This is a genomic window from Granulosicoccus sp. 3-233, from assembly GCF_052681095.1.
Genome location: NZ_JBQYLE010000018.1, coordinates 54,868 through 72,318, shown reverse-complemented (window position 1 = coordinate 72,318; position 17,451 = coordinate 54,868). Strand labels below are relative to the sequence as shown.

13 protein-coding genes are annotated in these 17,451 nt (G+C 54.7%); 6 read left to right on the top strand and 7 right to left on the bottom strand.

What is annotated here, in order from left to right; all coding sequences use genetic code 11:
• A partial coding sequence (locus ACUNV4_RS28425; RefSeq protein WP_430882054.1) for a transposase occupies nucleotides 1–501 on the top strand: 501 nt, incomplete at its 5' end.
• Nucleotides 502–608: 107 nt separating this feature from the next.
• On the opposite strand, the gene ACUNV4_RS28420 is transcribed toward ACUNV4_RS28425, so the two are convergent.
• From ACUNV4_RS28420 to ltrA, 3 genes are all read right to left on the bottom strand, one after another.
• Entirely contained in the window at nucleotides 609–1,106 is a 498-nt protein-coding gene (locus ACUNV4_RS28420; protein WP_430882053.1) for a Panacea domain-containing protein, read from the bottom strand.
• Nucleotides 1,099–1,851, bottom strand: coding sequence for a hypothetical protein (locus tag ACUNV4_RS28415; protein WP_430882052.1), 753 nt, complete (start codon nucleotides 1,849–1,851; stop codon nucleotides 1,099–1,101). Before ACUNV4_RS28415 ends, ACUNV4_RS28420 begins: the two co-directional genes overlap by 8 nt.
• 341 nt (nucleotides 1,852–2,192) lie before the next feature.
• On the bottom strand, nucleotides 2,193–3,563 hold the full coding sequence (ltrA, locus tag ACUNV4_RS28410; RefSeq protein ID WP_430882051.1) for a group II intron reverse transcriptase/maturase: 1,371 nt from the start codon (nucleotides 3,561–3,563) through the stop codon (nucleotides 2,193–2,195).
• A gap of 1,735 nt (nucleotides 3,564–5,298) precedes the next feature.
• On the opposite strand from ltrA, the gene ACUNV4_RS28405 reads away from it, so the two are divergent.
• Complete coding sequence (locus tag ACUNV4_RS28405) at nucleotides 5,299–6,693, top strand: integron integrase (RefSeq protein WP_430882050.1); 1,395 nt, start codon at nucleotides 5,299–5,301, stop codon at nucleotides 6,691–6,693.
• A gap of 50 nt (nucleotides 6,694–6,743) precedes the next feature.
• Here ACUNV4_RS28405 and ACUNV4_RS28400 read toward each other — a convergent pair whose 3' ends face one another.
• Genes ACUNV4_RS28400 through ACUNV4_RS28390 form a run of 3 tightly spaced genes read right to left on the bottom strand, consistent with a single transcriptional unit; the run spans nucleotide 6,744 to nucleotide 10,284 of the window.
• Nucleotides 6,744–7,796 (bottom strand): ABC transporter permease, encoded by a 1,053-nt coding sequence (locus ACUNV4_RS28400; protein ID WP_430882049.1) that lies wholly within the window; start codon nucleotides 7,794–7,796, stop codon nucleotides 6,744–6,746.
• On the bottom strand, nucleotides 7,793–8,782 hold the full coding sequence (locus ACUNV4_RS28395; protein WP_430882048.1) for an ABC transporter permease: 990 nt from the start codon (nucleotides 8,780–8,782) through the stop codon (nucleotides 7,793–7,795). Before ACUNV4_RS28395 ends, ACUNV4_RS28400 begins: the two co-directional genes overlap by 4 nt.
• Nucleotides 8,779–10,284: a sugar ABC transporter ATP-binding protein gene (locus ACUNV4_RS28390; RefSeq protein ID WP_430882047.1), complete on the bottom strand. Its 1,506-nt coding sequence runs from the start codon at nucleotides 10,282–10,284 to the stop codon at nucleotides 8,779–8,781. Before ACUNV4_RS28390 ends, ACUNV4_RS28395 begins: the two co-directional genes overlap by 4 nt.
• A gap of 539 nt (nucleotides 10,285–10,823) precedes the next feature.
• On the opposite strand from ACUNV4_RS28390, the gene ACUNV4_RS28385 reads away from it, so the two are divergent.
• From ACUNV4_RS28385 to ACUNV4_RS28370, 4 genes are all read left to right on the top strand, one after another.
• Nucleotides 10,824–11,960 (top strand): substrate-binding domain-containing protein, encoded by a 1,137-nt coding sequence (locus ACUNV4_RS28385; RefSeq protein ID WP_430882046.1) that lies wholly within the window; start codon nucleotides 10,824–10,826, stop codon nucleotides 11,958–11,960.
• A gap of 27 nt (nucleotides 11,961–11,987) precedes the next feature.
• A complete protein-coding gene (locus ACUNV4_RS28380) occupies nucleotides 11,988–13,268 on the top strand; it encodes a metal-dependent hydrolase family protein (RefSeq protein ID WP_430882045.1) in 1,281 nt (426 codons plus the stop codon).
• A complete protein-coding gene (locus ACUNV4_RS28375) occupies nucleotides 13,265–14,125 on the top strand; it encodes a sugar phosphate isomerase/epimerase family protein (RefSeq protein ID WP_430882044.1) in 861 nt (286 codons plus the stop codon). Before ACUNV4_RS28380 ends, ACUNV4_RS28375 begins: the two co-directional genes overlap by 4 nt.
• 264 nt (nucleotides 14,126–14,389) lie before the next feature.
• The gene (locus tag ACUNV4_RS28370; RefSeq protein WP_430882043.1) at nucleotides 14,390–16,168 is read left to right on the top strand and encodes an SLC13 family permease; all 1,779 of its coding nucleotides are present in this window, start codon (nucleotides 14,390–14,392) and stop codon (nucleotides 16,166–16,168) included.
• Nucleotides 16,169–16,341: 173 nt separating this feature from the next.
• On the opposite strand, the gene ACUNV4_RS28365 is transcribed toward ACUNV4_RS28370, so the two are convergent.
• On the bottom strand, nucleotides 16,342–17,415 hold the full coding sequence (locus ACUNV4_RS28365) for a phytanoyl-CoA dioxygenase family protein (RefSeq protein WP_430882042.1): 1,074 nt from the start codon (nucleotides 17,413–17,415) through the stop codon (nucleotides 16,342–16,344).
• Nucleotides 17,416–17,451: the final 36 nt, after the last annotated feature.

Here is a 17,451-nt window from a genome sequence, read left to right as displayed (position 1 = left end):
GTTCGTCGAGAAGAATACAAGCGACTCAGCGGGAAGGACAGAAGCTATATCAAGGGCCAACGATACACCCTCCTGTCAAACAAGGAGAATCTGGATCTGGACGGACGCCGGGCGCTGAAGAAGCTGCTGGCTGCCAATAGTCGATTGAATACAGCCTACCTGCTCAAGGAAACTTTCGGACAACTGTGGGACTACAAGACAGCCCGTGGTGCTCGTGCCTTCTTCGAACGATGGAAAGATAGCCTGAAGTGGAAAAGGCTGAAACCGTATGTGAAGTTTGCAGCGATGGTGGAAAGGCACTGGGATGGAATTGCCTCGTACTGCCACCCTGACAACAAAGTGAGTCTGGGTCTGGTCGAAGGCGTCAACAGCAAGATACGAGTGATACAGCGCAAAGCCTATGGCTATCGAGACGAAGAATATCTCAAGCTCAAAATCATCGCATCATTCCTGCCGCCACTACCCAAAAACGCGAAGATTAACCCACACGAATCCGCGTAGACCCCTATTTATCTACTATAAAAGAAGAGCTACCGATACGACGTCGGGCTCGTTCAACCAACGGATCAAGTCGCGGCGTGGCGCGACTTATCCTTAGTTGTTAGGCGTCAGCGTATATGGCTTGTGTGATTGCCTTGTTTACCGGCTAACGCTGCCTGCTCTACAAGATCCAGAGTTGTGTAGCGATTATTGTTTACTACCGGGAACGTTGAGTAGACATAGCTTATGAAATCATTCCAATACATAGATTTGGTATCTTCAATTACTGCACGTAACATCGCCAGTTCATTTTCAGATAGATCATAGCTTTTGCCATCCGCTTTATCTGTTTCTTGTGCGCCAATCAAAGTTTTATTAGTTCCGTAAGGGGTTCTGTCTTCTCTTACGAACATGTAGTCATCATCTCTTGCAGTATTGACCACATCAAATACAAATGGTCCGAAGTTATCGAAATACCATTCGATATTAGTAATTTGTTTTCCGTATAACACAGCTGACTTCCAGTCGGCTAAGTAAACCATTTTTGTCAATCTTGCATTAGACAGTTCATGCTTATGTGGATACGTATCACAGAGAAATCGTATAGCATGCTTAAGCTTATTCATTTGTCTGCTCCTCCGAACCTGCACGTACTCTTTCGTATGCTGATCGAAATCTGCTGAGCAAGTCAGCAATATATATTTTATGGCCTTCAAAAATTTGTGATAAATACATTTCATCCAGAACTCCTTTTCTGGTTGCCTCAAACAGAATAACTCCAATCCTGCTTTTTCCGTCGTCTACCGCAAAACCGCAATAGACGCAAGAATCCATTCTCAAATTATCTATTATGCTGTCAGTTAGGTTATATTTTCTTTCAAGGTATTTGTTCTTCTTTCCCGGAGTATCTGGAAGTTCTACGAACTCCCTCCCCGAGCGCCATGCCACCCCAATAACACCTTGATCATCTTTGAAATATTTCCTATTTACTTTACAGTGAATTGGGTCTGCAGTATGCCGCCCTGCTAGTACGAATCTAGAACCATCATGCAAATACAGTGAAGCGCGAACTGTGTTATCCAATTTAAATCGATCATTTAGCAGCAATGCAAGAAAATCAGAAGATCCATCATATAAATTTTGATGGTGCTCTCTATTTAATTCACCAATAGCTTGCTGCGCCTCTTCCAATTGATCTCCAGATGAAACTGCAGCATCTAATTCCACCCTTAATTTTTTATTTTCCTTTCTTAGAGCTCTATGGTTTGCTGTACTTCTGTGAGCTGCAATAAAAAACAGTACAACAGTTACCAAACCAATCCATGGTGTCCAGCTAGACGCCCAGAATTTCCAGTGTTTATCCGGGAGCATACACCAGCTCCGATATTGTACTGGCCACCACCATCCAGACCACAACAAATAGACTGACAACATCAAATTTGTGGCGTGCTGAGATATACCTATACTGTGGTGTTCAAGTTTTTTAGAAACGCGAACGAGCCATCCGTCACTCATCTTTTAATAATGTGCTACCTGTCACAGTACTTAGTTTAGCATGCACTTTCATTCTTTACGCCACATTCGTAGAAGGAGGGGGCTGGCGCCTCCGCGGTAGGGACGCCCGTTACCGGACGCCCCCCGCACAGTCCCGGACGTGCGGTATTCCCGCATCCGGTTCCTCGGTTGTACTCGCTTTCGCGACGAGCTTGTCATTACACAAGAATTGCATGCTCACGTTGTCTTCCCACGATGTTAGGTTTGGCGACACTCCACTTCTTCAACGCCTCCTTGAACTGGCCCCAGTTAAAACTGCGCTTCTTCCCACCGCGTCGGTTTAGCCATTTGAAGACACAACCGATCGTAAATCTGTAGAAAGACTCCAGAGCTTTTCCGTTAGTGCGCAATCCAAAGTAGTTATAGTGTCCCACCAACCGGCGGTTCAATCCAGCAATGAATGGCTTGCCGTTCAGATGGCGGTTTTTCCTTACCCATTCCTTCATCTTGCGTTTCGCTGCCTGCAATCGCTTGGGCGCTGTGCGCTTCTTCACTCGTATCTCGCCATACCAGTCCGCGTCCCAGTAAAACTCCATACTCAGAAACTCGAACCGGTTGACCAACCCGGGTGAAAAGCGACTGAACCGACTCAGCTTGGTTTTCTCCGGCGCTACCACCAGATTGAATTTCTCCAACCTCTTCGGCATGGCCCGATAAAACCGTTTTGCATCGCTCTTGTACTGAAAGGCACACACATAATCATCAGCGTACCTGATCATGAATGCGTACCCCTTGCAACGTGGCTTCACGACTCGATCAAACCACAGATCAAGCACATAATGTAAATACACGTTCGCCAGTATCGGTGAAACACTACCACCTTGCGGGCTTCCGGACTCGGGATGAATGATCTCACCATCGGTGTCCAGTATGCCTGCCTTGAGCCAGCGGCGAATCAACCCTGTAAACGCCTTGTCCTCGACTCTCTGTTCCAGCATCTGCAGCAGCCAGTCGTGATCAATCATGTCGAAGTAGCCTTTGATATCGGCCTCCACCACATAACCGAACGAGCCGTACTGCAGATTGAAGCCCAGATCATCCAGTGCATCCCGTGCACTTCGTTGCGGACGGTACCCATAGCTGACGTTCAGGAAATCCTGTTCGTAGATCGCCGTGAGTATTCTGGCGCAGGCTCTCTGCACCAGCTTGTCTTCAAGGGCGGGTATCCCCAACGCTCGCAGCTTTCCGTTCGCTTTGGGGATATAACAACGCCGGACCAACTTCGCCCGATAACACTTCGATTTCAGTCTCCGCACCAGATTCTCAATATTGGCATACAGGTTTTCTTCGTAAGCCTGTGCCGTCACTTCATCCACTCCACTCGCAGCATGCTTATTCAGCTTGCGCCAGCAATCCAGCAACAGCTCTTCGTTGAGTAACCGATACAAATTCTGAAATCGATGATCCTTGCAGGACGCTGCCCGCATGGCTATTCCCTGCAGTGAGGTTTGCACACGTTCTTCCAGCCCGACTGTGTCCGGCGTGTGTTTCCTTTGCAAGCTACGTACTTCCGTCACGTCCTTCCCCATGTAATGGGCTTTCCCCATCTCAGAGTACTATGCGTGATAAGACACCCCAATTGTATGCGGCCATAAATGGCCTGCCTGCACCTCTCCCTGTCGAACACTTTCACCCGAGCGCACTGCGTTTCCAGGATTGAATGATCCTTTTGCGTCTCTCTAGCCCTGGCGGCTTCTATGTTCATCTTCGTGTAGGAACTCATGGGGCTTCCTGGGTTCTCCAACGTATCTCTCTCTGCATGCCACGGCCTGTGGACTCCGCCAGACCTTCGACCCCCTTGCCAAATCGGAAGTCTCTCGTGTTGCCTTCGGTGTATGTTAAGACCCTCGGCGTCTGGAAGGACGTTTTCGAAGCTGTACCAGCACTTCAGGGAACGCGATTTCCCCTACGGCCTACAGAGTACTCTGTGTACGCTTACCTCATATCTCGTTCATGAATTACTTCACTCCTCAATGAGATCAACACTCGATACGGGCGGGCGGCTAACCCTTACCCGACGGGGACTTTCACCCCGCAAGATACGCTGAGCTTTGCCCAGCGCGATAACAGCCGCGATAACCCGCACTTGCGGCCAGCACGGCGGAGCGGCAGCGAAGTCGTGATGCTGTCAAGTGACGGCTGCAGCGCTTTGTTCGGTCGGTTCCTTAAACATAACCTCAATATGCTACCAGCTCTTAAAACAGATCCAAACCCTGCAAGTAAATATCAATTTCTATCTAAGCATTGAAATGTTAGCCGTGCATGCGATATTTGAATAAGTCAAGACAACACGGGACATATCATCAGTGTCTACGTCGATTTGTTTCAAATCCGCCACCGAACTGTGCTTTGTCTAGTGCGTCCTCAGACTTTCTATTCTGATTTTTTACCTTGCTTCGATTGGTAGACGCCCGACGAAGTAGTTGTGCTCGGCACTTGAGGCAGAGTTTGATAAATGAACCACTGGTCGATTTATATTGCCAAACTATGACATCCTTTCGACTGCAGTAGTTGCAAGCGCCGGTTGCACTTAATTTTTCACCTCGTCTACGCAGAGCATTTTTCATCCGTAGCTCAGCGATTCTTGTGTCAAGCAGTTTTTCCTTTTCGCGCTTAGAGTCGATCTTAGAACGCAGATCACTAGATGCATCAGTGACGATACGCGTACAAGCATGCCTGTCAAATGTCTTTTTATTACGAAAAACACCTTTGCAATCTTCGCATTCAATCTGCATGACACATACACTCTCGCATACTGGCACCTCGCCGCGAAGTAGATTATCGTAACGAGCCCATTTCTGTTTTATTCTATTTTAGTTCATGATCTATCTTCGATGCCATGAGCCTTAAGGATACATGGCTTTTAATCCGGAGCAATATACAATTAATTCTTACCGAGACCACTATACGATGTGAGACCCAATTACACATTGACTCATAAACCATCGCTCTTTGTTCGAAGCAAGATTAAGAATATTGTTAGCTTTTATCAAACCTAATCTTTAATTCGTCGAAACCTGGAAACCTTTCAGTACTCGGAATTTGCGGACCGAACAACTATTAGACTGACTCAAGTATGCACCACCTTCAATCGCTCATCGTAACCAATACCAACCACTCTCCTCCATTCTCATAAGACGACACTCCTGTATGCCCTGATAGTGCCCAGTCTGATATGGAAAATCATTGTCTTGTGCCTTCCAACATCCAGTGTTAGCCTGATCCCGAACCTGCCAATCCCGTTTGACTTCATGGATGAATGTCATGCCAGATCAACCACGCCCTGTGCGTTCGCTTGCGACGCAAACGCGAATTGCCTACAAGAAATGTCTCACAGCGGAGGGTATTCCGTCAAAGCAGCATTCCTACTATCTGACGCGTGCCAATCAGTTTGTCAGAGCCGCTTGCGGGCGTGATCCTCGGCAGCTTCAACCTCACGAAACCGAGAAAATACTCGACACCCTGGGACGCGACAATAATCTGACTGACTGGCAATATCAGCAACTGGTCGATGCTGTGCGTATTCTCCTGATCAATTGTCTGCATTCCTCAGCGTCGGAAGCGGCAGATTGGTCTCGCTGGAAAGCGTCTGCCCGTTCCATGGCACCAGATCATGCATCCATTGCCCGCGAGCAATCGCCCGACGAACTCATCTATCTGAAGATCAAACGTGGGACCGGTGAGTACGCCAGAATACGCAGCCTTCACCGCAATCTGATCATTCGCCTGGTCACGGAAATTCGCGCACGCGGTTATGCCTATCGAACCGAGGAAGCCTATGAGCAATGGGTGGTCCGGTATATCGCGTTCTGCAAGGGAGAATCACCGGAAAAGACCGGGCCGGATCACGTGGCAAAGTACCTGCACGACCTGGTTGTCACTGGCAACGTCAGCGCAAGCACCCAGAACCAGGCATTGAACGCACTGATATTCCTGTACAAGCGAATACTTCAGGCTCCACTGGGGCAATTGGAAGACTTTGCTCGCTCCAAGCGCAAGAAGATCGTACCGGTGGTCATGTCTCGCGCCGAAGTCAGGGGGTTATTGGCAGAACTGCAAGGCTGGCAACACGACGTCGGCTGCCTGCTCTACGGTACAGGCATGCGGGTCATGGAAGCATTGACACTACGCGTCAAGGATGTGGATTTTGAATACGGTCGCATTCACGTCTGCCAGTCAAAGGGCAAGAAAGACCGTTTCGTTCCACTTCCGAAAAGCCTGTCAGTCAGCTTGCAGGAGCAGATCAGAAAAGTGACAACGCTGCACCAACAGGACCTGGAAGACGGTTATGGAGAAGTTCTCATACCGGAAGCGCTAGCCCGGAAGTACCCCAAGGCCACCAGGGAATTGCGCTGGCAGTTCCTGTATCCATCTGGCAGGCTTTCCGTCGATCCGCGCTCTGGCGTCATTCGCCGACATCATATGCACGAAAGTGGACTGCAAAGAGCGGTGAAACAGGCAGCGGAACGCTCGGGCATCAGAAAGCGAATCGGTTGCCACACCTTCAGGCACAGCTTTGCCACCCATCTGCTGGAAAGCAATCATGATATACGCACGGTACAGGAGTTGCTGGGCCACGCCGATATCTCCACTACCATGATCTACACACACGTACTCAACCGCCCCGGCATCAGTGTATCCAGTCCACTGGACCTCTGACCCCGCCGAAGCTCATCACCATCACGCAGCCCCAGCACACCAAACCACGACTAATCCTTCGAATACCGCCGCCGAATCACCGCCACACTCACCGCTGCTATCAATATCAGACCTTGCACCACATCCCTGATGGGCTTGGGCAATCCCAGCAGGTTCAACAACGTGAATATGGCCTGCAGGCACAGCGCTCCGGCTATGGTGGCTCCCACGGCCCCTCTACCGCCAAGTAGCTGGGCCCCACCAATCACCGTGGCGGTAATGGCCTGCAACTCGTAACCCAGCCCCACATCGGTCGACACACCGGCAAAGCCGCCCAGCAGAATACCGGCGATAACCGCTGTCACGGCTGATACCACAAACGCAGCAATACGAATTCTCGGAACAGCCACGCCGGATAATCGAGCGGCCTGCGGGTTATCGCCAATGGCATGCAGCAACTTCCCGTATTGGGTGCGGTGCATCAGCCACCAGAGCAGCCCACCCACCACCAGCATGACAATCAGCGCCACCGGGAATATCTTCACCAGAGGCACATCCTTGATCAACACCCGCCCGAAGAAACGGAAGGTATCCGGCAGATATCCCCGGGGAGCGCCACCGGACCAGGTCAAGGCAATACCGTTCAGGGTAATCATCATGCCCAGGGTGGCAATGATGGAAGGCACTTTCAGCCAGCAGACCACCATGCCATTGACCATACCTACCAGTACGCCCATGCCCAGCATCAGGGGAATGACCCAATAGCTGGCATTCGGGTCGCCATTGGTCAGAATGGAACTGCCGATGACCGTCAGCGTGATGATGGACCCCACGGACAGGTCGAACCCGCCAGAGACGATCACGTACAGCTGCCCGACAGCAAGGATCACCAACGGGGCGGCGCGCTTGAGAAAATTCATGTAACCGGTGGGCTGCATGAAGTGCGGTGACAGCAGCACGATGACCACCAGCAATATCAACAGCACCAGATACACCGGATTGATACCGAGCCGCCACCGGCCAGGCCCCTTGATGATCCGGCTAGCAGCTGTACTGCCGACGTCATCCGCCGTTTGAGGGGTCGCGTCAGTATTTACATCAGTCGCTTTGCCGGATTCGCTCATGCCACCAGCTCCTTGCTGCGCATCGCGTAGAAGGCCACCGCTGCCACAATGATGATGCCGCGAATGATCTGCTTGGCAAAGGCATCCACCCCCGCCAGGTTGAAGATCGAATCGATCAGAGAGAAGATCATCACCCCCGCCAGAGTCCCCCAGACGCCACCACGCCCGCCGGCCAGAATGGTGCCGCCAATGACCACCACGGCAATCGACTCCAGATCATAGACACCATCGCGGCCTATCCAGGGGGCACCGGAACGCAGGCGACTCGCCAGATACAACCCCGCAACCGTTGCGCACAGGCTGCAGAGGATATGCGCACCGATGATCACTCGCTCGGTTCGAATACCGGCCAGTCTCGCCGCATTGGCATTGCCACCCACTGAATAGATGTTCGCCCCCATCCGCGTCCAGCGCAGCATGACCCAGGCAACCACGGTCAACACCCCAAGAAACCACAGACTCACGGGTACCCCCAGGTACTGCCCATAGGCGAAGAACTGGAATTCCTCGGGCACTGACCCGGCAAAGTTGGTAAACGCCGCCGACAGCAGCCCTTGCAGTATCAGCGCCATGCCCAGTGTCGCAATCAGCGGGTTCACTTCCAGCCGCGTAATGACCAGACCATTGATCAATCCAACCAACGCACCCACTGCCAAAACCAGCAAGATGGCGGGCACCATCATGCCGGGATCCCCGGACATGACAAAGGACGCCAGCACAGCAGACACCGAGATCAGATTGGCCACCGACAGATCGATGGAGGCCACCAGAATCACGAAAGTCTGTCCGATAGCCGTGATCGCCAGGGCGATGGAGCGCCCCAGTATGCTGAGCAGATTATCCACAGACAGATACGCCGTCTGCTCCGTGAACACCGCAATGGCGCCATACAACACGAACGCCAGCACCAGCAACACAATGGACGCATGCCGAGCCAGGCTGAATCCGGAACCTTTGCCAGGCGCGGTAGCATCACGTGTCGTCATGCGCTGTGCCTGGCTGTGGTGGCGGCGCGCATGATCGACGCTTCATCAGCCCCCTGGGCAAACTGTCCGGTGATTCGGCCATTGCTCATCACCTCGACGCGATCGGCCACCCCCAGAAGCTCAGGCAGGTCGGATGAGATCATGACAATGGCCGCACCGCCCCTGGCCAGATCCCGCATCAGCTGGTAGATGCCGGCCTTGGCATTGACATCGATCCCCCGGGTAGGCTCCACGAATATCAGTATATCGGCAGCCAGCATCAGCCAGCGAGCCACCACGATCTTCTGCTGATTGCCGCCCGAGAGAACACCGGCCTCGGTATCAAGACTCGCTGCCCGCACATCCACCTGATTGAGCAGTGCTTCGAGCTTCTCCAGATTGCCATGCTGCGTCACCGATGGTGCTGACAGGGCGCCACTGAAGGCACGTGCCGACACCATCGCGTTATCGCGCACCGACTGCATCAGAAACAAGGCATCGGCCTTGCGGTCAGCGGGCAGCATCGACACCCCTGCCTTGATCGCATCTCTGGGCTGCCGACAATCAACCAACTCCCCGTTGATGCGATAGCTGCCATGAGTAAACGGCGCATCACCGAACAATGCTCTTGCCAGAGACGTTCTGCCCGCGCCCTGCACACCCGCCACACCAACAATCTCCCCTCGACGCAATTCAAAATCGATATCGGACAACGCGGCATTACCGGCAGACTCCACACTCAGCACCACGTCGCCGACCTCTTCCGCCATCGCCGGCGATGGATAGAACTCGGTAATTTCGCGTCCCACCATGGCATGGATGATGGCGGACTGCTCTGGCACCTGATCAAAGTTGGCGGTGACCACCCCATCCTTGAGTACCGTCACTCGATCGGCCAGTCGCGCAATCTCGCGCATGCGATGGGTGATATAGACAATGCTGTGATTCTGCCGACGCAGCTTGTCAATCAGAGCGAACAAGACCTCGCACTCGCGCTCGTTCAATGCCGCCGTCGGTTCGTCCATGACCAGTACTTTCGCATCGAGTGCAATGGCCTTGGCAATCTCCACCATCTGCTGCTCGGCCACATCCAGATCCCGCACCAGCGTGTCTGGCCGAATGCGATGTTCTTCACCGAAGAATTGCAGCACTTCTTCGGTTTCCCGTTGCATCTGCCGCTCTTGCAGAAAACCGCCTCGCGACAGCTCGCGGCCCATGAAGATATTCTGCGCAACCGTACGCTCGGGCAGCAGTGCAAACTCCTGATGAATGACGCTGATACCCGCCTGCAAGGCATCCAGCGGATGACCGAATCTGCGCACCTTGCCATTGACTTCAATGCTGCCCGAGTCTGGCTGATAAGCCCCAGAGAGCACCTTCATCAAGGTGGACTTGCCGGCCCCGTTCTCACCGGCAAGCGCATGCACCTGCCCGGCATGGCAATCCATGCTGACCTTGTTCAGCGCATGCACCCCGGGAAAACGCTTGTCGATATTCAACAGGGAAAAGACAGGCGTAGTCATGTCATCGTTTCAACAGACACTCGTTCTCCGTAAAACTGAAGCGCAATAACCGACCCTGCCATACCGCCGGTGGTCGGATGGATACGTGAACTGATTTTTCATCATATTCCGCCATGGCGGGCAATTAATCAAGTCGACAGTGTGCAAAGCCAATCATGACGCTGTCGCTGCCGGATCACTCGTCACAAATACTGAGAAATGCAGTGCATTACACACTGAAGGTATCAATTTCATCGACACCGTTCACAGTGAATGCTAACCGGAAGTACCAGCGCCCCCAATGAGTTCGTCGCGAACAGCATTGATTTGCTAGAGTGGGCAGGCAGTACCACACCACCAGTCCGGACAGTTGCATGAGATGTCAGCGCATGGCGACAGAACCTGTATATACAGCGAATTCCGCCAGGGGGTGAAATACGATCGGTATTGGCGACCGAACGCGTTTCCCCACAGTGACCCGCGCTAATGGGTCCAGTAGCAATGAGATGTTGACGAGTCATGGATAACCCGGACCAAGGACAACGATGAGGGATACATTAATGAGATTAGCAGTCAGTTGTATCAGTGCCATCAGCGTACTCGTATTATCCGGTAGTGCCATCGCACAGGCACCGAACTTCGACGACCCTGCCGAGTTCGAAAAACAGAAAGCGATGTTGACCGCTGATCGCAACGGACCGGACGACAAACCCTGGGAGCAATATATCGGCGATGCCATGGCGGACACCTCTTCGCACAAGCAGGATGGCGCCGGTACGGTCTGTTTCTCCAACGCCGGTGTCAACAACCCCTGGCGAGTGGTTGGCTGGACCACCATGCAGGCAGAGGTGGATCTGCAGGCTGACAAGATTGCCGAGTTCATCGTCACCGATGCGGAAGGCTCGGATGACAAGCAGATTTCCGATATCGACGATCTGCTTGCGGGCGGCAAATGCGACGTCCTCATCGTCTCTCCCAACACCACGGCGGCTCTGACACCGGCTGTCGAGAAAGCCTGCGAGCAACTGCCCGTGGTCATCTTCGACCGAGGCGTCAATACCGATTGCCCGGTCACCTTCATCAAACCGGTGGGCGGCTACGGCTTCGGCATTCAATCAGCCCAGTTCATAGCAGACAATGCAGAAGCCGGTGCCAAGGTCTTGATGCTGCGCATTCTGCCAGGCGTCGATGTGCTGGAAACGCGCTATTCCTCGGCCAAACGCATTCTCGATGAAGCCGGCATGAATATCGTGGGCGCTGAATTCACCGACGGTGATCGAGCCAAGACCAAATCCATCGTTGAAGACTATCTGCAGCGCGAAGGAGAACTGGCGGCCGTGTGGATGGATGCGGGAGCCACCTCGGTGGCGGCCATCGAAGCCTTCGAGGACATGGGCATGGATGTACCGATCGTCACCGGTGAAGACCAGCAGGACTTCCTGCAGAAATGGAAGTCTCTGGACATGAATACCATCGCACCCACCTACCCCACCTACCAATGGCGTACACCGATCATCGCGGCAACCCGCATTCTCGCTGGAGAAGCAATTCCCGGCCCCGAATGGAACCTGCCACAACCGGCCATCACCGCCGACAATCTGGATCAATACATCAACGACAACATGCCACCATTGCACTATGCCATGTGTGGCTGCGAAGGCATGCCGGATTATCCGTCGCGCTGGGGCGGCCAGTAAATCAATGAACCTACGACTGGAACACACATGTCCGGATATTCGATAATCAACGCTTGCGTCTGGGACGCAAGCGTCAACGAACCCTTTGCCGCAACCGTTGATATCGACGACAATCGCATAACCGCCGTCACGGCAGTCAATCAGCCTGACCAGCCCGACACGGCTACACCCCCTGGTGGCCGTATCGTCATTGATGGCCAGGGCATGACGCTGATGCCCGGCATGGTTGAGGGCCATTGCCATCCAAGTTTCACCAACGTCAATCTGCCCAGTGAACTTGGGCAGATCTCGCCTGAAGAGCACATGCTGCTCACCGCCGCCAACCTGAAGCTGTTGCTTGATCACGGCTTCACCTCGATCTTCGAAGCGGCTTCGGCAAAACCTCTGCTGGGCGTCACGGCTCGCAATGCCATCAACTCAGGGCTCATCCCCGGCCCACGCATGCGAGCCGGCAGTCCCGAGATCGGCACCACGGCAGGACTCGGTGATGAACGCAAACGTCACTTGTATCAGGAGAGTTTCGGCTTGTCGGCCGATGGTCCCGATGAGATGCGCAAGGTTGCGCGGGAATGCGTTCGCGATGGTGTGGACACGCTGAAGATCAATATCTCCGGTGATGAATTCGTCAGCCATGCCAGAGCGGAAATCACTCCGCTGGAAGAGGAGGAGCTGGCTGCCTTCGTTCGGGTGGCCCGCACCTTCGAGAAAACCACGGCGGCACATGCACGCTCTCCCAAGAGCGTCAAGATGGCAGTCAAGCACGGTATCGACTGCATCTACCATTGCGACTTCGCCGACGAAGAAGCACTGGACCAGCTGGAGAGCGTCAAGGATCGCATCTTCGTCGGACCCGCCTTCGGTCTCGTACACAACTCCACACGTGAGGGTAGCCCGCACGGTCTGACGCCGGAAGTCTGTGAGCAGATGGATCTGTATCGCAAGTTTGACGCCTGTTGCGCCAGCTACCACGAGATTCGCAAGCGCGGCATACGCGTCGTCATTGGCGGGGATTATGGTTTTGCGGTGACCCCGATGGGACAGAATGCCCGCGACATCGAGCACTTCACCAAGTGGTTCGGCTATTCCAATCAGGAAGCCCTGAGCTGTGCCACTGTCATTGGTGCGCAGCTCATGGGGCTGGCAGACAGCATCGGCTACATTCGGCCCGGTTTCCTGGCCGATCTGCTGCTGGTCAAGGGCGACCCTACCCGAGATGTCTCCCTGCTTCAGTCCAGAGACCGGCTTGCCCTCATCATGAAGGATGGCGTCGTCTACAAGAACGCCACGATGTCGGAGGCGGCATCATGAAGCTCGGCATCAATCTGCTGTGCACCTCGGGCTTCATCGATACGCCACATGTCGAGGTATTCGAGTTGGCCAAGTCGGCAGGCTTCGACGGGGTGGAAATACCGGTGATGTCCGGCACGCCGGAGCACTACGCCCGGCTGTCACGGTTTCTCGACCAGCTTGGTCTGGAACGCACCAGCACGATGATCATTCCCGACCCCGACAGGGATCCCGGTAGTGCCGACCCTGCCATTCGACAACGCGGCATCGATCACCTCAACTGGGCCATAGACTGCAACGAGGCGCTGGGCTCCACCAGCATCGGTGGGCCCTTCCACGCGCCTATCGGTCACTTCCCCGGTCGTGGTCCGACCGAAGACGAGCTGCAGCGATGTGCGGAGGTGCATCACGACATGGCACAGCGCGCGTTCAGCCTGGGAATCCAGCTGAGCCTGGAACCCCTGAACCGTTTCGAGACACATTTTCTGAACACGATGGAGCAAGCAGTCGCCTACGCCGAGCGCGTTGATCACCCGAACTTCAAGATCATGTACGACACCTTTCATGCGCATATCGAAGAGCAGGATCCGCTGGCAGCCGCCCATGCCATTCGCGATCACCTGGGTGTCCTGCATGTCTCGGAGAACGACAGGGGCATACCCGGGCGTGGCCAGGTGGATTTTGCCAGTCTCTTTCGCACACTGAAGCAGGATGGCTTCGACAACTGGATCGTGGTGGAGGCCTTCGGCAATGCCTTGCCCGAACTCTCTGCGGCCACCCGCGTCTGGCGCCCACTGTTCCCGGACTTGCACACACTCTTCCACGAGAGCGCCGAACTGGTCAGATCCACCTGGACCGAGGTGAAGCCCAACAAATAAAACCTTGATAGCCACCCCATTCAAGGTTTTTCCCGAATCAGAATCTGCCTTCACGCCAGGACAGAGGCAACGCTGCTCCACACTATCACAGCCGAGATGCCGGGCAAGGCAGGTGCCGCCAGAACCCTGCGAACAGCAGACACTGCCGACTTGCACGTATCGCTACTGATGGCATAGCCACTTTGCTGCTCAGCCACGTCTCAATCGGTTACCCTTGCTTCCCTGGATCATTTTGTCGACATTCGACACGGGAGCTCAACCAGAGTGACACTGGATCAGCTGACGGTGTTCTGCATACTGGCCATCGTCATGGCCCTGTTCGTATGGGATCACTGGCGTTACGATGTCGTTGCCGGTATGGCACTCATCACAGCCGTCTATACCGGCATAGTCCCGGTAGACCATGCCTTTGAAGGCTTCTCGCACCCGGCGGTCATCACCGTCGCCTGTGTGCTCGTCATCAGCCAGGCCTTGCAGTCCTGTGGCGTGGTGGAGTTGTTTCTGAAGTATCTGGCCTATGCCAGGGGCTCTCTGTCCACGCAGATTGCCGCCAATTGCGGTGTCACCGCTTTCCTGTCCGGCTTCATGAACAATATCGGTGCACTGGCTCTGATGCTGCCGATCACCCTGCGTGATGCCCAGAAATCCAAACGCCCCGCCTCCAAACTGCTGATGCCGCTATCTTTCGCCAGCCTGCTTGGTGGCCTGGTCACGCTGGTCGGCACGCCGCCGAACATCATCATCGCCACCTTCCGCGCCAACAATGTCGGCGAGCCCTTCAGCATGTTCGACTTCACCCCGGTTGGCCTGACCGTCGCGCTCGGTGGCTTGCTCTATCTCATCACCATCGGCTGGCGCCTGCTGCCCGGCAAGAAGTCGGAAACCGACGAGGAGAATTCCGAACAGTTCCATATCGCACGCTACGTATCCGAGGTTCGCGTACCCGCCGACTCTCCTCTGGTCGGTACCTCGGTAGGCGCGCTGGAGAAGACCTGCGAACATGAAGTGGCCGTGATGGTCATCATTCGCAAGGATCGGCGCCGCATGGCACCACCCTCGATCGAACTCATCCAGGCCGGAGATGTATTGATTCTCGAGGGCCATAGCGAGTCGCTGCAACCACTGTTCGAGAACCCGGGCATGCTCGAAGCCGGTGCAGAAGTCGTGGACCCCGACTGGCTGAAGTCCCCGGAAGTGCGTGTGATCGAAGCGGTCGTCATGCCCAACTCGGCCATTGAAGGCCTGTCGATGCGCGGCATCGGCATGCACAAGCGCTTCGGGGTCAATCTGCTGGCTGTGGCCCGTGAAGGTCATGCTGCCCGTACCCGTCTGAAACACATCAAATACAAGACCGGAGATGTATTGCTGCTGCAGGGCGAGACCCAGGCTCTGGAGGAGCTCTGCATGAGCCTGGGCTGCCTGGCCATCAAGAACCGCGGCCTGGAAATCAATGCGCGTCGCGGTGTCTTCCTGATTCCCGGAACCTTTGCGCTGGGTATTTTCGTGGCCGCCATGGGGTGGGTCCCCGTGCAGATCGCCTTCACGACAGTCGTCGGTGTGCTGGTGCTGATGAAGATGGTGTCTCTCAGAGTGGCCTATCGCAGTATCGAATGGCCGGTGATCGTGTTGCTCGGCTTTCTCATACCCATCGGCGAGGCACTGCAGACCACCGGCGCCACCGATGTCATTGCCCAGGGCATCATCCAGTTATCCAATGGTTTGCCACTGTGGTCCATGCTGGTACTGGTCATGGCCGTGTCCATGCTGCTCTCGGACCTTGTACACAACACACCCACCGCCGTACTGATGGCGCCCATTGCCTTCAGTCTGGCAAGCGGTCTCGATCTGCCGGTCGATCCCTTCCTGATGGCGGTTGCCATCGGTGCCGCCTCACCCTATCTGACACCCATCGGACACCAATCCAACACCCTTGTGATGGGACCCGGCGGCTATGCCTTCAAGGACTACTGGAAAGTCGGCCTGTTGCTGGATCTGGTCATCATCAGCATTGCCGTACCGATGATCATGCTGGTCTGGATGTAAATAATCGATACTAGCCTCAATGCGACATGAAGACGCGCAGTAGAAATGCGATAGACCGGTGAATACAGTCGCGCACGGAGTGTTTTCCGGCGCGGACCTGCTGGTGAAACCGCCGGGTCGTCAGCCAACGCGGGGTGACAAGCGAGCGAACAAGGAATGCTGGCAGCTTGTCGCTATTGTCCGTGGGTCCACTCATCGACCTTGCCCTGCCCGATGGGATGCCAGGGACAACCCCTGAGGCCAAGCTTCTGCATGCGTTTCAGGCCCGAGACCACCAGGCGATTCACCCGCTTTTTCACAAAAGGCACAGCCCCCACATGCAAGCCCCCGAGAGAGCCTGCGACAAACGGCAGATAGGGCGCGCGCCGCAGCGATGCATAGATCTCGATACGTGTCGTATCCACAGGACTGGCACAACGGGCATGAAACCCGTGCGTATCGGCAACGATCAGGGTATTGGCCTTTACCACCATGCGTGTCGGCTGCGGGTAACCCAGCGCGGCAAGCCTGTCGGGTGACAGACGCAAGGATCCACGCCTGGAATAGGTATTCTCCACCGCGTCCAGCGATGTCGAAATCTCTTTCTCCCAGGCATACCGCTGTTCTGTCATCTTGTGAGAACCGGCAACGTAGCAGAACGGTCCATCCTCCTCACCCACATCCGTCAGAAACAGCCAGGCCTTGGCAGTGGCATGAAAGGTGTCGCTGTGCAGATCACTCTGCGGGTCAGGGTTGCCGTTCGCCTTTGCCAGAACAGTCTGTAATGTCACCAGCGCCTGACCGGCATGCGAGCCGACATATTGCACCAGCCCCATGAGTTCCTGGTTGTCGCGCGCCTGACGCAGGGCGGGACGTGATTGCAGATCCTGATCATCAATCATCGAACGCCGCGTGATCGTGGCACCCTGACGCATGTCTACCCGTTCGAATTCACCACCGTGCATTTCTTCGAGCAATTGACGAAATTGCGACTCGGGCAGAAAGTTGTCGATTCGCACATACCCATCCCTCTCGTAGGCCTCAGCCTGCGCCGCAGTCACCCGCGAACGCAGACGACGTCGACGCATCGCAGCCATGCGCATGGCCAGTGACACTCTCAGCACATGCAGATTATTGGCATTCAGGAAGCGACTGCCGAGCAGTGGATTCTTCTCGAAGGATTTTGCGCCGGAAAATATCTGCAGAAAATACACGGGAAAACCCAGCACATGTCGCAGATTCACAGCAGATTTGGGGTTCGAACTCATCAACCGGCTCCGGCATGCCAGGGAACTGGCCTGCAA

Coding starts and splice junctions, on each gene's coding strand:
- ACUNV4_RS28405 (WP_430882050.1), top strand. CDS start 5,299: ATGCCAGATCAACCACGCCCTGTGCGTTCGCTTGCGACGCAAACGCGA.
- ACUNV4_RS28390 (WP_430882047.1), bottom strand. CDS start 10,284: ATGACTACGCCTGTCTTTTCCCTGTTGAATATCGACAAGCGTTTTCCC.
- ACUNV4_RS28420 (WP_430882053.1), bottom strand. CDS start 1,106: ATGAATAAGCTTAAGCATGCTATACGATTTCTCTGTGATACGTATCCA.
- ACUNV4_RS28395 (WP_430882048.1), bottom strand. CDS start 8,782: ATGACGACACGTGATGCTACCGCGCCTGGCAAAGGTTCCGGATTCAGC.
- ACUNV4_RS28365 (WP_430882042.1), bottom strand. CDS start 17,415: ATGAGTTCGAACCCCAAATCTGCTGTGAATCTGCGACATGTGCTGGGT.
- ACUNV4_RS28415 (WP_430882052.1), bottom strand. CDS start 1,851: ATGCTCCCGGATAAACACTGGAAATTCTGGGCGTCTAGCTGGACACCA.
- ACUNV4_RS28380 (WP_430882045.1), top strand. CDS start 11,988: ATGTCCGGATATTCGATAATCAACGCTTGCGTCTGGGACGCAAGCGTC.
- ACUNV4_RS28375 (WP_430882044.1), top strand. CDS start 13,265: ATGAAGCTCGGCATCAATCTGCTGTGCACCTCGGGCTTCATCGATACG.
- ACUNV4_RS28400 (WP_430882049.1), bottom strand. CDS start 7,796: ATGAGCGAATCCGGCAAAGCGACTGATGTAAATACTGACGCGACCCCT.
- ACUNV4_RS28385 (WP_430882046.1), top strand. CDS start 10,824: ATGAGATTAGCAGTCAGTTGTATCAGTGCCATCAGCGTACTCGTATTA.
- ltrA (WP_430882051.1), bottom strand. CDS start 3,563: ATGGGGAAGGACGTGACGGAAGTACGTAGCTTGCAAAGGAAACACACG.